This window comes from Thermoanaerobaculia bacterium, assembly GCA_018057705.1.
Lineage (GTDB): Bacteria > Acidobacteriota > Thermoanaerobaculia > Multivoradales > JAGPDF01 > JAGPDF01.
The window spans coordinates 13,859-28,944 of the sequence record JAGPDF010000036.1; the positions used below are offsets into that span (position 1 = coordinate 13,859).

Sequence of the window (15,086 nt, forward strand, 5' to 3'; positions counted from 1 at the left end):
ACTCAGGCCTCCGTAGCGACCGGCACGGCCGCCGGACTGAGGACGGGAAGGGAGACCACGATCCGGGTGCCTGCCGCGGGTTGGCTCTCCACCTGGATCGAGCCGCCGTGCTCCTGGACGATGCGGTAGACGATGGCCATCCCGATGCCGGTACCGGAGTCGAAGAAGCTCTGGAACGGATGGAAGAGCTTGGCGCGCTGCTCCTCGGACATACCGTGGCCGGTGTCGGAGAACTCGATGCTGTAGGACTCGCCCCGGAGCCGGCCGCGGATCCGCAGCTGCCCGCCGTCAGGCATGGCGCGCAGGGCGTTGCGCGCGAGATTCCAGAAGATCTGGCTGATCTGGTCGGGATCGCCGGTGAGCGGCGTCGATTGCGGATCGAGCTCGAGGATGAACTCGTGCCGCCCAGTGGCCTCCTCGGAGTTGCGCAGCAACGCCGTGTTCTCGGCCAGCAGGGCGGCGATGTCGAACCTCGCGGCGGCGCGCTCGCGCGGACGGGCGAAGCGCAGGAAGCCCTTGATCGTCCGGTCGAGGCGGAGACTCTCCTTGACGATGATGTCGAGGAGCCGGCGCTCCTGCGGCCCGGCGGCGAGTGATCCGGAGAGCAGCTGAACGGACCCGGAGATCGCGGCGAGCGGATTGCCGACCTCGTGCGCCAGACCGGCTGCGAGCTCGCCGACCGCGGCCATGCGGTCCTTGAGCCGCAGCTCCTCCTGTAACCGGCGCCATTGGGAGAGGTCCTGAAAGACGACGATCCAGCCGGCTGGAACCTCGTGAGCGTCGGTCAGGCGGGTGACGGTGAATCCGATCGGCAGACGCTCGTCGCCACGCTCCACCACGAGCTCCGACCTCGTTCGTCGGTCGGCACTCGTCGCCGACGCCGCGGCGCTCCACTCCTCTTGCGAGAACAGCCGGCTCTCGGGGAGCGGTCTGCCCAGGAGGGCGGCTTCGGTGGTGTTCAGGATCTCGAGCGCAGCGCGGTTCACGGAGGTCACCCGGGACTCGAGGTCGGTCGAGATCAGGCCACTGGAGATCGACTGGATCACATTGCGATGAAAGACCTCGAGGTCGGCGAGGCTGCCGGTCTTCTGTGCGAGCTCTTCTTCGGCCCGCGACGCGCTCTCGCCGAGGTAGGAGGTCAGCAAAGCCACCGCATAGAAGCCGAACAGGTGAACCGCCAGATTGTAGGAGATCCGGAAGGAGAGCTCGAGGTCGGTGGGCAGCACCGAGAGCGCCGGCAGCCAGTTCCGTGCCAGCGCGGCGAGGAGCGTGGCATAGAGGATGTAGGCGAGCCCGGCGATGGTGAGGGCGGCGCGCCGATTCAGAATGACCGCCGACACCATGATCACGACCAGATAGAGCATCGAGAACGGACTGGTGATGCCGCCGAAGAAGTAGACCAGCCCGCTCACCAGCAGGAGATCGCCCGCGAACTGGACGTAGGCGTGCCAGAGGGGGCGCGCCGCGAGCATCGTCAGCAGGCCGATGTGCACGATGCTCGCGATATAGGTCGCCGCGACGAGCACGAAGAGCAGGTTGAACTCCGGCAATTCGCCGCGCGAGGAGAGCTCGAAGACGAGATACGAGAGCAGGACGCTCGAGATCATCACCAGCCGGAAGGCGATCAGCCAGCGGAGGTGACGGTCGAGATTGGGCAGTGCGCGCGCGGCCGTGCTCATGGGCGAGAGAGATCAAAAAGGGAGGGGGTGATCCCCCTCCCTGGAGCGGCGGGTGGTGCCGGTCGGGTGAGCTTCGTCTGCGGCCGCCTATTCGATCTTCTGCAGAATGGAGTACATCGGCATGTACATGGCGGTGACGATGGTGCCGATGATGCCGCCGAGGATGACGATCATGACGGGCTCGAGGAGCTTCATGAGACCTGCGACGGCGGTGTCCACTTCATCCTCGTAGAAGTCGGCGATCTTCGCGAGCATCTGGTCGAGGGCGCCGGTCTGCTCGCCGACGTTGACCATCTGGACGACCATCGCCGGGAAGACCTTGGTCTCGGCGAGTGGTCCGGAGATCGTCTTGCCCTCTTCGACGCTCTTGCGGACGGCCATGATCGCATCTTCGACGATGGCGTTGCCCGAGGTCTTGGCGGTGATCTCGAGGCCGTCGAGGATCGGAACGCCGGAAGCGGTCAGCGTCGACAGCGTCCGGCAGAAGCGGGCGACCGCGATCTTCCGCACCAGCATGCCGACGACCGGCACCTTGAGCGTCAACCCGTCGATGACCCGCCGTCCGCTCGGCGTCTTGTGGTACCGCTTGACCGCCGTGATGAGGAGGGCGATGCCGATGGCGAGTGGAATGATGAACCGGCCGAGGAAGTTGCTCGCTCCGACGACGACCCGCGTCAGGAAGGGCAGCTCTCCTCCGAGGCCCGCGAACATCTGCGCGAACACCGGGATCACCTTCCAGAGGATGATCGCCACGACGCCCGCCGCGATCACGATGATCGAGACCGGATAGATCATCGCCGACTTCACCTGCGAGTTCAGCCGCACGACCTTCTCGATGTAGGTCGCAAGGCGCTGCAGGATGACGTCCAGGATACCGCCTGCTTCGCCGGCGGCGATCATCGATACGTAGAGATTGTCGAAGGCCTTCGGGTGCTTCCGCATCGCGTCGGCGAGGTTGGATCCGGACTCGACGTCGGAGCGCACCTGGTTGATGATCTCGCGGAAGGTGCGGTGCTCCTCCTGCTCGCCCAGGATCTCGAGACACTGCACGAGCGGCAGACCGGCGTCGAGCATGACCGAGAACTGGCGCGTGAAGATCGCTACCCGCTTGGCGTTGACCCCGGTCGGGAACTTCGGCATCAGCCGTAGCTCCCGGCCCTTCTCCTTGATCGAGGTCAGCTGCACGTTCTGCCGCCGGAGGATGGCGGTCGCGGCATCGCGCGTGTCGGCGATCAGGACACCTTCCTGAAATGCGCCGAAGCGGTTCTTTCCCTTCCAGACGAAGCTGGGCATGGCTTAGCTCCTTTGCGCAACCGGCGCGCCGGCGCCCTCGATCATGTTCGGGTTGAGGGATGTGGGGCCGCGCGAAATGATCTCCTGCAGCTCCTCCGGATAGGAGGAGCGGTTCAAGGCGGTCTGCAGGCTGATCATGCGCTTGAAGTAGAGGGCGGCCAGGGCCTGGTTGAAGGTCTGCATTCCGTACTTCGCCTGTCCGGTCTGCATCATGCCGTAGATCTGATGGACCTTGTCCTCGCGGATGAGATTGCGGATCGCGGCGTTCGGCACGAGGATCTCCATCGCCAGCGCCCGGCCCTTGCCGGTGGCCCGCGGCAGGAGCGACTGGCAGAGGATGCCTTCGAGCACGAAGGACAGCTGCACCCGGATCTGGCCCTGCTGATGGGCCGGGAAGATGTCCACGATGCGGTTGATCGTCTGCGCGGCAGAGTTGGTGTGCAGGGTCGCGAAGGTGAGATGGCCGGTCTCGGCGATCCGCAGCGCCGACTCGACCGTCTCGAAGTCGCGGACCTCGCCGATCAGGACGACGTCGGGATCCTGGCGCAGGCTCGAGCGCAGGGCATTGGCGAAGCTGTGGGTGTCGGCGTGCAACTCGCGCTGGTTGACGATGCACTTCTTGTGGCTGTGCAGATATTCGACCGGATCCTCGATCGTCACGATGTGCTCGGCGCGTTCGCGGTTCACCTTGTCGAGCATCGCGGCGAGCGTGGTCGACTTGCCGGAGCCGGTCGGGCCGGTGACCAGAACGAGTCCGCGGGGCTTCTCGCAGATCTTCTCCACGACCGCCGGCAGGCCGAGCTCGCGGAAACTGCGGATCTCGTAAGGAATCTGCCGGAAGGCCGCGGCGATCGCGCCGCGCTGATGGAAGACGTTCGCCCGGAAGCGCGCCAACCCCTTGATGCCGAAAGAGAAGTCGAGCTCGAGATCCTCCTCCAGGCGGTGCTTCTGATTGTCCGTCAGGATCGAGTAGGCGATCTGCTTGGTCTCTGTCGGCGTGAGCGGCGGGAGATTCAGCGGCTTCAGCACGCCGTCGATGCGGACCTGTGGCGGGGAGTTGGTCGTGATGTGGAGATCCGACCCTCCCTGCTCGACCATCGTCTTCAGCATCTGATTCAAGGTCGGCGGCATAGCCTCCTCCGAAAAACCTCTGCGACAAGAAATGTCACGGGCGAGTGTACACGAAGGTCGGGCCCGCCGCCACAGCGTGCGCCACACCGCAAGTCGCGGCAATTGTTGGAGTTCCGGGGGAGTTCCGGCAGCAAGGTGAGACCGGGAAAGAGGCCGGGCAGAAAGGAAAAGGCCCGCGGTGCGAACACCGCGGGCCTCGACCTGCCGGACCCTCGAGGCCCGGCGACTCGTCCTCAGTAGCTGACCTTCAGCTGATAAGTCGTCTTGGTTGCGGAGTAGCGATAGACCCGGACGTAGACGTTGATCGCCGAAGTACCGGTGTTCTTCCAGCTCGCCGTCTCGGCGGTCGAGCCGCCGGCCGTCGAGCTTGCCACCGCGCTGCCACCGGTCGAGTTGTAGATGTAGAGGTCATAGTCGACCGTCAGGCCGTTGAGCAGCGCCGTGACCGTCGCTCCCGCCGGCAGCGAGAGGCGGAAGTAGTCGTTCTGGTTCGACGAAGCGTCGTTGGTGAAGTTGCCCGAGATCTGGTTGCAAGCCCCGGAGATCGCCTGCGGCGCCGTGCGGCTGTTGTTCGCTTCGACCTCGGTGGTCGCCGTGCAACCGCCCCCGCCGGTGCTGTAGCTGCCGACCAGCGACAGACCCGAGTAAGCCGAGTACCCGTTCAGCATGACGTAGTAGGTGCCCGTGCCCGGCGCTGCGAAGGTGCAGGTCTCGGCGTTGCCGGAGGCGTACGGGCGGCAGTCATAGGTCGTGAGGGTCGGAGCCGAGCCGAAGCGAACGTACATGTCCGCGTCGCCGGTGCCGCCCGAGGTCTGGAAGACCAGGTTGGAGGCGCCCGCAGGCACGGCCATCGTCCAGCTCTGCTGGCTCGCCGCAGCACCGGAGATGCCGGTGACCGGCACGCCGTTCGTGAGCGTCGTCCCGCCCGGGGTACAGGCCGCGGTGGTCACGGATGCCTGCGTCGAGTTTCCCGAAGAGCAGCTGCCGTTCGAGGCCGAGACCACGTAGTAGTACGTCGTGTTGCAGGTGAGTCCGGTGTTCGAGAACGGGCTCGCCGCCGAGGAGCCGACCGCAGTGTACGGTCCGCCGCTGGTGGTCGAACGCGAGATCGAATACGAGGTCGCACCCGAAGAGGCCGTCCAGGAGACGCTCGCCGCGGTCTGGCTCGACGAGGTCGCCGCGACGCCGGTCGGCGCCGCCGGCGGCGTGCAGCTTCCGCCAGCCGGGGTCACGGAGCGGCAGGTCGACGGCGCCGAGGCCGCGGCCTCGTTGCCCGAAGGCTGCGCGACGACCTGGTAGTAATAGGTGACGCCGTTGGCGACCGCAGTGTCGTTGTAGCTCGAACCACTGACGTCGTTCGCCGCCTTGGTGAAGCCGGCGCTGCAGCCGGCTTCATTGCGATAGATGTCGTAGACGCCGGTCGAGCCGCTCCACGAGAGCGCCGCCGAGTTGTTGCCGGCGGTCACCGTGAGGGCCGGGACGGCGGGCGGCGTCACGCCGGCGAAGGTCGTGTTCCAGCCGGTGTCGGTGGTGCAGGCGATGCCGTGCCGGTTGAACGCCGCGCCGAGAGCGCCGCCGTGCGGCGTGCCGTCGGTCAGATTGCCGTTGTCGTCATCCACGGCGCGCATCGAGCGGAAGTAGGAACCGGTGAAGCAGCCGTTGGACGACCAGGTTCCCGTCGCGGTGCAGTTGAAGCCCTTGGTCGCCGTCGAGCGCGACAGGTACCAGAGGCGGTCGGCCGTCGCCCAGGCGGCGCCGGAGCCGGGGCTCGGCAGATCGCGATTGGCGAAGTCCCACAGCGCCTCCGAGGAGACGTACGACTCGCAGTGCCCCTCGCGACCGCAGGGTCCCTGATAGTTGGTGCTGGTGGGGCAGCGCAACTGGGTGAAGTTCGACACCGTCGAGGGGGTGTTGGCGGCGTGCTTGGCGTAGTCGATGTCCCGCACGCCCGAACAGCTGGTGCAGGCGTTGCCGTAGCCGCCGCAGTTCGAGGTGCCGAGGAAGCCGTTGCCGATGCAGGAGTTGTGGGTGAACAGCGCGGCCGAGAAGTCACCGTAGGTCTCGCCCGTCCCGTTCTCGGCGGAGGAGCCGTTGCCGTCGTTCGAGTCGAGGCCGTGGCCCCACTCGTGGAGCGAGACGCCCGGCAGCTCGCCGGTGTTGGCGCAGCCGCCGCCCGAGCGGAAGAAGCTGATCGTCGAGCCGTTCCAGTAGGCGTTGCAGGTCTGGTTCAGGTTGACCCGTACGGTCAGCGAGCCGTTGAGCCAGGTGTTCGACGGCAACCAGCCGCGGCCGATCTCCTTGGCGCGGTTCACCATGTAGAACTGGGTGCGGGTGGCGTGCGTGTTGCCGGCGCCGCCGCCGCCCGCGGGAATCGTGCAGTCGGTGCCGGTGCCGCTGCCGAGCGCGATCACGCCCGAGCCGTCAGCAGCCTTCGAGATCGTGCCGCAGCTGTCGGTCATCTTCACGTACTGGCCCTGCAGGGTGGTCGTTCCGGTCGAGCCGCTGAAGATGCCGGCCGAATTCGTGTAGACGCCGGTCGCGACGTTCGCCCACGGCAGCGGGAGGACCACTTCGGTCGCCGGTCGGTCGGAGCGATAGGCGCCGCCGGTCGCGGAGCCGTACTCGTTCATGTCGCGGAACTCGATGAGGCGGCCGCTCGTCGCGTCGACCCGGCCGCGCCAGGTGCCGACCGTGCCTTCGCGATGGAAGGAGAACTCCCAGACGCCGACGACGCTGCGGCCATTCCCCGGGGCGTAACCCTCGGCGAACTGGCGGCTCGCGACGGCCGTCGGAAGAAGCTTGTAGGTGCCGTTGTCGAGGATCGAGTCACCCGACTGGAAACCGTCGACGAAATCGAAGAACGTGGCGCGGGCCGCATCGACCGAAACCCGGATGGCGGGAGCGCGGGTGCCGGGCGCGGGAAGATTCTCGCTGCCGAAGGCGATCAGGTTGCCGTTGTTGACGTAGAAGACGACGCGCGCGCCCTCGACCTTGCGGCCGCCGACCAGGAGATCGAAGTCGACGAACCAGAGGTGAGCCGCAGGCTGGCCGGAGCGGCCGGCGTTGAGCACGAGATCGGCCGGGTTGACGCCCAGCATGCCGCCGACTTCATCGAGCTGCCGGCGGGCGAGCGTCTCGAGAGTCGCCAGGGTGACCTTGCTGCCGGCGGCGATGCCGAGCTCGGCGGCGGTCATCCGGTTGCCGGCGCCGGGAATCCAGGCGAGGTTGCCGCCTTCGGCGTAATCGATTCGGCCGGTACGCTTGTCGATGTAGGCGCTCCAGGGCGCACTCTTGCCGGCGGCGAAGGCCTGCCAGGCGAGGTCCGTGTCGGAGGACACGAAGCTCGACGCGTCGGTCAGGAGGGAGTTCTCCGAGCTCACCCGCAGCTCGGCTGCATTGAAGGCGCGCGCCGAGAGGGCGTCGTCGCCTTCGCGAATCGCCTGCGCGCCGGCGAACTGGGCGCTCAGGGCGATCACCAGGCCGGCGAGTGCTAGAGGCAGGATCCGCGTCGTCGTTCGCATCGTCTTGTCCATGGTTTCCAATCTCCTCGAGGGAAAATCGTCTGCGGTTCGTCCGCAGCCGTCGGCAAACCGACCTGGAACTTTTCGGACATGGCGATGCACGCACCCCGCGACTCATCGCCCGTCCCGGGAGCTATCGCGCTAGCGAAAGACCGGTTCTTGGAGTGCAGCGGTGCGGCTGACAACAACCTGTGAGGGTTGGGCGAACACTAAGAGCGTGAGAGTGCCTTGTCAAGTGTTATTTTCTGTGCCCTTGCGGAACTGGAGAACGATGACCCGACGAACGCGCCTCCGGCTCGCGGCACCGCCGGCACCTCTGGTACCCCAGGCACTCCTGGTGCTTCTGGTACTGCTGGTCTGTCCTCTCGCGGGGGCCGCGGTCGCGGTCGCCGATGCTCCCACGCCCACCGCGTCCCCGGCGCTCCCGCCGGGCCGTCCGAACATCGTCCTCGTCACCCTCGACACGACGCGCGCCGACCATCTCGGGAGCGCCGGATGGGCCCATGCGGCGACGCCGAACCTGGACGCGCTCGCCCGACGCGGACTGCGCTTCGAGCGCTGTGACAGCTCGGCCCCCGTCACCCTGCCGGCGCACGCCACCATCCTCTCCGGGCTCTTTCCACCCCGCCACGGTGTGCGCGACAACGGCACCTTCGTCCTCGCGCCCGGCGTGGCGACGCTGGCCGAGCTCCTGACGCAGGCCGGCTACGACACCGCGGCCGTGGTCTCGGCGGTGGTGCTGGCGCGCCGGCACGGGCTGGACCAGGGCTTCCGGATCTACGACGATGACCTCGGCGCAGGGAGCTCGGCGGGCACCCAGGTCGAGGAGCGGCAGGCCGAAGCGACGACCTCGGCAGCTCTGGCGCATCTCGCCGGGCTGCGGCCACCCTACTTCCTCTGGGTGCACTATTACGACCCGCACGAGGAGTACCGGCCGCCGACCCGTTTCGCCGACGCCGCGAGCGGACCGCATCGTCTCTACGACGGCGAGATCGCCTACATGGACAGCGAGATCGGGCGGCTTCTCCAGGCCCTCCCGCAGGCGACGGTCGTGGCCGCGGTCGGCGACCATGGCGAGATGCTCGGCGAGCACGGCGAGTTGACGCACGGCGTGCTGCCGTTTGCCGCGGCGCGCCGGGTGCCATTGATGCTCGCGGGTCCCGGAGTCCCTGCGGCTGCGGTTTCGGACTGCCTGGCACGCACCGCGGACCTCGTTCCGACGCTGCTCGCGCTCGCCGGGGTCGAAGTCCCTCCGGGCCTCGACGGCGAGTCGCTCCTCACCTCCGGGCCGGGGGCGGACTGCAGCCGCGTCGCCTACTCCGAGAGCTTCCTGCCCTACTACGCCTACAAGTGGTATCCGCTGCGCACCCTCTCCGACGGCCGCGCACTCTTCCTCCAGGCGCCGCGGCCAGGGCTCTTCCGGCTCGACAGGGATCCGGGCGAGACGAACGATCTCGCCGCCGCCGAACCGGAGCTCCTGCGGCTCTGGGGGACGCGGCTCGAACGCCTGCTGGCTGCGGCCGGGGAGAGACTCGAAGAGGCGCAGGCGCCGCAAGCGACGCTGGACGAGGAGCAACGGCGCCAGCTCGCCAGCCTCGGCTATCTCTCCGGCGCCGGAGCGGCGAGCGGAGGGGTCGGCGATCTTCCGGATCCGCGGCAGCGGGTGGGGATCGCGCAGGCACTCCACACCGCCGCGGCGCGAATCCAGCAGGGCGGCTGCGCCGAGGTGCTGCGGGAGCTCGAACGCATCGTGCGCGAGGATCCGCACAACTTCCCGGCGCTCGCGCTCTCGGGACAGTGCCTGCGCGACGCCGGCCGGCACGCCGATGCGCTGCGCCTCTACGAGCGGGCAGCGCAGGAGAACCCCGCTTCCGCCGTGCCGGTGGCGAACGTCGCCGGGAGTCTTCTGCAACTCGGGCGGCTCGCCGAGGCCGAGCGGGAGTTCCGGCATGCCCTGGCGCTCGACCCGAGCGAAGGCGACTCGGCCGCGAACCTGGCGCGCCTGCTGCGCGACAGCGGCCGCGGCGCGGAGGCGCTCGCGATTCTCGATCGCACGATCGCCGCTGGCGGCACCTCGACGCAACTCTTCCTCGAACGCGGCTCGATGCGGGCGACGGCCGGGCGGCTGGAGGAGGCTCTGGCGGACTTCCGCGAGGCGGTGCGCCGCGCGCCGACCGACCCGCTGGCGCTCGAGAACGCCGCCCGCGCGCTCTTTGCGCTCGGCCGGCTGCAGGAGGCCGCGCTCAGCTACGAGACCCTGGCGCGGCTCCAGCCCAACCGCGCCGACGTCTGGAAAACGCTCGTGGCGCTCTATCTCGAAACCGGCGCCGTCGCGGAGGTCGAGCGCTGTGCGCGCCAGGCGCTGCGGGTGGAGACCGTTCCGGAGGACCGGGCGCGGCTCGAGGAGCTCCTCTCGGGGCTGGCCACCGCCCCGTAGCCGCCCGTCAGGGTCTGGAGGTCAGCTCCGCTTCGAGGAGCTTCCCGGCGATGATCAGGAAGTCGTGCTCGGTGACGATACCGACCAGACGGCCGTCCTTGAGCACCGGCAGGCAGCCGATGCCGTGCTTGCGCATCAAGCTGATCGCCTCGAGCGTTGCGGTCTCGGGCGTCACCGAGACGATCTCGGTCGACATGACCTCCCGCACTGCGATCGGGCCCTTGCCGAGATCGCCGGTTCGTTCAGCCACCAGGCGAACGATTCCGCTCTGCGAGATGATGCCGATCAGCCGGTGCTCGTTGTCCTCGACCGGAATGTGCCGGATCTTCTTCCACTTCATCAGATTGGCGACCAGCTCGACGGCCTCGTCGGCGTGGGTCGTGATGATGTCGGTGGTCATGAACTGCTCGATCTGCCCGAAGTGCTTCTCCCAGCCTCCCGCGTGCTCGAGGCTGGCGAGCGGCCACTGATGCACCGGCAGGCCGGTCATCTGATTGGCGATGATCGCGCCGGTGATGGCGCCAAGGCGCTCGCCGCGATTGCCGCGTCCGCCCAGGGCATGAAGACTCTCGAGCTGCCATTGTGCTCCGGTCCTCTTGGTGCGAACGCGCTCCTCGACGATTCCGAGGTAGCGGTCGACGTCGCCGGCGTCGATACCCTTGAGCTTCAATCCATCGCGGGCTACCGGCAGCAGCTCTTCGAGGATGAGCTCGTCGGCGGGGATGTGCTGATGACCCGGCCACCCGAACTGGGCGCGCAGGCCGAGACGGGCGGCGGCGACGAAATTCTCGTTCGCGGTGTCGAACTCCATGACCTTGCGGATGTCGGGATAGACGCGCGACAGACCGGACAACAGCCCGAACCAGAAGGCGGCGTTCGCGACCTCGTCCACGATGCTCGGACCGGAGGGCAGGATCCGGTTCTCGATCCGCAGATGGGGGCGGCCCTCCGAAATGCCGTAGCAGGGGCGGGTCCAGCGATAGATGGTGCCGTTGTGGAGCCGCAGCGCCTTGAGATTGGGGACCTCGTTGCGCCGCAGCATGGCGAGGGAGTCCTCGTCGATGTCGGCCGAGAGCAGGACTTTGAAGCGCGCGATGTCCTCGCGGAAGATCTCGAGCACCGAATCATCGACCCATCGTCGGCCGAAAGAGACCCGGGAGGGCTGCTCCCGCAGATGGAGGCCCGCGGCGCGGTGGTCGACCGACTGCTGGAAGAGGGCGATGCGTGTCTCGCGCCAGAGCCGTCGGCCGAAGAGCAGCGGCGAGTTGCACGAGGCCGCGAGCACCGGCCCGGCGACCGCCTGGGTGAGGTTGTAGAGAGAGGCGAACTCCTCGGGGCCGACCTGGAAGTGAGCCTGGAAGCTCGTGTTGCAGGCCTCGACCATGACGTTCTCGTGCCGGATGATGAGCTCGTCGGCACCCTTGATGTAGAACTCGTAGGCGCTGCCACGCAGCCGGCGCATCGCCTCGTTGAGGGCGAAGTAGCGCGGCTTGGGCGTCATGTTCTCGAGCGACAGGTCCGAGATGTCGAGCGTTTGCAGGATGCCGGTCATGATGACGTCGGCATCGAGCTCGTGAGCCGCCTTGCGGCCTTTGGCCAGCAGATCCACCAGCTGCTTTTCCATCTGCTGCAGGCAGTCGCCGCCGAAGAGCAGGGGATCGGTGTTGAACTCGAGGTTGAAGCGGGCGAGCTCGGTCGTGTAGTGCTCGTCGGCGATCTTCTCGATCATCTCCATCGCGATCGGCGCCGGACTGAAGCCGCGGTCGACGAGGAAGAGCTCCTGCTCGGCGCCGATCCGCCGGACGCCACTCTCGATGGCGCCGTGCTGCAGCATCAGATCGAGCGCCTGCAGATCGCCCAGGAGCTTCCGGGTGAAGGAGCGCAGAGATTCCGAGTCCAGCTCTTTGACGTCGTGTTCGCCCATCGTCGAGGCCTTTCGCTGGGAATGCAGACTGACTCGCAGTCTAGCAGCGACGGCTCAAAGCGGGGGACTCAGAACCGCTCGCTGGTCGACACGAGGTACTGGATCTTCTCGATCGAGGGGTCGCCGTCGAGGGGAAAGGCGAGATCCAGACGGACGACGTTGGCGTGCGAGGTGCGCGTCGAGGCGACGCGCAGTCCGGCCCCGGCGTCGCGCAGCCAGCCGAGCCCGGCGGGCGGGTTCGCGTCGCCGTCGAACCAGGCCCTGCCGACATCGCAGAAGACCACCGCACCGAGCCGGAAGAGATGAAAGAACTCGCGCTCTCCGTACCAGCGTTGCTCGATCGTCAGGAGAACGCGGCGGTCGCCCTCCTGGTAGCGCAGCGGGTAGCCGCGAAGGCCGCTGTCGCCGCCGATAAGTAGTTGACGCTCGGCATCGAGATCCTCCGCCAGGTCGACGCCGGCGCCGATGTAGAGGGCCTGATGCTCGAAGTCGCGCCAGAGATAGCGCAGGCCGAGCGCCAGGAGGATCGGACCTTTGCCCCCCGGCTCGAGCCGGCCGCCGAGCGCCGCCGAGCCGGTCACGATCTGGCGCTCGGTCGGCCGAAAGGCGCGGTCCAGGGCGCTGTCGTAGACGAGCGCGTCGCGGTCGGAGCCGAAGCTCTCCGATGCGAACCCGATCCTCGCCGAACCTTGCCAGCCGACGGCCAGGTCCTCGGGACGGTGGATGCGGTCGAAGTCGTGCTCGATGACGAAGCGGTCCTGAATCCAGCTCCAGCCCAGCCATGGGTAGACGAGCTTGCGGTCCGGCGGAAGCGCGGTCGGGGTTGCCGCCGGCAGTGGGGTGAACTGCGCCTCGTCGTAGGTGACACCGAGGCGGAGCCGGTGGGTCTCGCTGTTCCTCAGGCCGCGGGAGAGTCCGACCCAGAGCTCGCCCCAACGGGTCGCCTCTTCGAAGCTGTCGCGCACCTCGCCCAGCTCATAGCGAGCGGTGACCAGGCGCTGGTCGGCAAGATCGATTCCTCCGGCGCGGCGGGTGGTGAGAGCGAAAAAGGGACGCTCGAACAGGAGTCGGAGGGCTTCGCCGTCGGTGCTGTCGGCATAGACCAGCTTGGCGCGAAAGCGGCTGCCGAAGATGTTGGGATCGTTGTAGGAGAGGAGGTTCGAGGTGCGATCGACGTTCACGACCCGCTCGACGGCGAGCTCCTTGCCGAGACCGAGGAAGTTCGCCTCTTCGATCTCGATCTTGTAGTCGTTGACGCCGCCGCCGCGGTTGAAGCTCAGTCCCGGCTTGAGCGACCAGGTGTCGCGGGTCCGGACTTCGACGATCACCCGGCCGTCGCGGTAGGCGACCGGCTCGACGCTGGCGGCGGCGAGAAAGCGCTGGGCGCGCAGCGCGCGCGCCGACTCGGCGAGGGCACTGGCCGAGTAGAGGTCGCCCTCGGCGAACAGGAGTTGGCGGCGCACGACGCGCGCGGGGGTTTCGATGTGCAGGGCGTTGGCCCAGCGGAAGATCAGCTGGCGCTCGCCGGGCAGGTTGGGATCGAAAACGTCGCCGGCTTCGACGGAGATCTCGCCGAAGCGGGCGCCCGCGGCCACGAGCTCTGCGGGCGTCGGAAGGGCCGCGGGGGAGCCGGCTGCAGTCGCCGCAGTCCCTGCCGTCACTGGCTCTGATGGTTCTGGCGGCGCTGATGGCGCTGGGCGCTCCGCGGTCGGCTCTGCTGCCGGCGCCGGAGGGGAGGCGGCGAGCCCCAGCACGAGCTGAAGCCCGAGCCCGGTGCAGATCACTCCGATGGCACGGCAGCTCGACAAGAGGTCCCTCGCCCCCGGCTTCGGCCGGGCGACACGAGAATTCTACCTGCGGCTTCGGGCGCCGGGCGGCCGGGAGCCTGGCAAGACTGCGGGACCCGCCAGCGGGCCCCCTCGATTCAGCTCGCGACCGATACTGCGGGGGCGCCGGCGGCGGTGAATGCCGGGTGGACCAGGGCGCCGTCGCGTGCCAGGAGCGTACCCATCACCTCCTGGTCGGTCTCGGGGATGCCGAGCTTCTTGTCCTTCCAGACCAGCAGCAGCAGGGTCAGGAGATTGCGGGCATAAACGAGGCTCGCGTCGGCGGGCACGGTCGCCGGCAGGTTGGAAGGACCGAGGATGAACACACCCTGGTGTTCGACCTCCTCGTCGACCCGGGTCAGCTCGCAGTTGCCGCCCTGGGCCGCAGCGATGTCGACCACGACGGCCCCCGGCTTCATTCCTTCGATCATGTCGCGGGAGAGCAGCACCGGAGCGCGCTTGCCCGGGACCTGGGCGGTCGTGATCACCACGTCGGCTGCGGCGAGCCGCGTCTTCAGGATCGCCCGCTGCTGCTCGAGAAACTCCTTGGTGACCTCTTTGGCGTAGCCGCCCGTGCCCTCCGCAGTCGGCATCTGCGGCAGGTCGATGAAGCGGCCGCCGAGCGACTCGACCTGTTCCTTCACCGCCGGCCGCACGTCGGAGACCTCGACCGTGGCGCCCAGCCGCTTGGCGGTGGCGAGCGCCATGAGGCCGGCGACCCCGGCGCCCAGGACGACGACTTTGGCCGGCTGGATCGTGCCCGCCGCCGTCATCAGCAGGGGGAAGATCTTGCCCAGCCTCTCGGCCCCGACGAGGACCGCCTTGTAGCCGGCGATCGAGGCCTGGGACGACAGCACGTCGAGCGCCTGACCGCGGGTCGTCCGCGGCACGAGCTCCATCGCGAAGACCGTCACCTTGCGCGCCACGAGAGTCTGCACCAGCTCGGTATTGCGATAGGGGTCGAGCAGGGAGAAGAGATAGGTGCCGGCGCGCAGTTGCTCGGCCTCGCCCTTCTCGGGGGGCGCCACCTTGAAGACGATGTCGGCGGCCTGGTAGCCGGCCGCGGAGGTCGTGACGAGGGTCGCGCCGGAGCTCGTGTAGGCGTCGTCGGAGAAGCCGGCCTGGCGTCCGGCGCCGCTCTCGATGGCGACCTCCAGTCCGGCCTTGATGAGCTTCTTGACACTTTCGGGCGAAGCAGCGACGCGCCGTTCTCCGGCGCGGATCTCTTTGGGAACGAAAACCGTGGTCATGGGAATCTCCGGGCGAAAGGGTGCC

8 protein-coding genes are annotated in these 15,086 nt (G+C 68.0%); 1 reads left to right on the top strand and 7 read right to left on the bottom strand.

Features of this window, described 5'->3' with window-relative positions; genetic code table 11:
* Positions 1-2: 2 nt before the first annotated feature.
* The 4 genes from KBI44_12495 to KBI44_12510 form a co-directional block, all read right to left on the bottom strand.
* The gene (locus KBI44_12495; protein MBP9145296.1) at positions 3-1,679 is read right to left on the bottom strand and encodes a PAS domain S-box protein; all 1,677 of its coding nucleotides are present in this window, start codon (positions 1,677-1,679) and stop codon (positions 3-5) included.
* An 87-nt stretch (positions 1,680-1,766) separates the two neighbouring features.
* A complete protein-coding gene (locus KBI44_12500) occupies positions 1,767-2,972 on the bottom strand; it encodes a type II secretion system F family protein (protein MBP9145297.1) in 1,206 nt (401 codons plus the stop codon).
* Between the two features lie 3 nt (positions 2,973-2,975).
* Entirely contained in the window at positions 2,976-4,103 is a 1,128-nt protein-coding gene (locus KBI44_12505) for a type IV pilus twitching motility protein PilT (protein MBP9145298.1), read from the bottom strand.
* A 233-nt stretch (positions 4,104-4,336) separates the two neighbouring features.
* Positions 4,337-5,731 (bottom strand): pre-peptidase C-terminal domain-containing protein, encoded by a 1,395-nt coding sequence (locus KBI44_12510; GenBank protein ID MBP9145299.1) that lies wholly within the window; start codon positions 5,729-5,731, stop codon positions 4,337-4,339.
* A gap of 2,164 nt (positions 5,732-7,895) precedes the next feature.
* Here KBI44_12510 and KBI44_12515 point away from each other — a divergent pair.
* Positions 7,896-10,061 (top strand): sulfatase-like hydrolase/transferase, encoded by a 2,166-nt coding sequence (locus KBI44_12515; GenBank protein ID MBP9145300.1) that lies wholly within the window; start codon positions 7,896-7,898, stop codon positions 10,059-10,061.
* A 7-nt stretch (positions 10,062-10,068) separates the two neighbouring features.
* Here the strand turns inward: KBI44_12515 and KBI44_12520 are convergent, their stop codons facing one another.
* From KBI44_12520 to KBI44_12530, 3 genes are all read right to left on the bottom strand, one after another.
* The gene (locus KBI44_12520) at positions 10,069-11,985 is read right to left on the bottom strand and encodes a CBS domain-containing protein (protein MBP9145301.1); all 1,917 of its coding nucleotides are present in this window, start codon (positions 11,983-11,985) and stop codon (positions 10,069-10,071) included.
* A 68-nt stretch (positions 11,986-12,053) separates the two neighbouring features.
* Positions 12,054-13,580, bottom strand: coding sequence for a hypothetical protein (locus KBI44_12525; GenBank protein ID MBP9145302.1), 1,527 nt, complete (start codon positions 13,578-13,580; stop codon positions 12,054-12,056).
* A gap of 329 nt (positions 13,581-13,909) precedes the next feature.
* Positions 13,910-15,061 (bottom strand): Re/Si-specific NAD(P)(+) transhydrogenase subunit alpha, encoded by a 1,152-nt coding sequence (locus tag KBI44_12530; GenBank protein MBP9145303.1) that lies wholly within the window; start codon positions 15,059-15,061, stop codon positions 13,910-13,912.
* Positions 15,062-15,086: the final 25 nt, after the last annotated feature.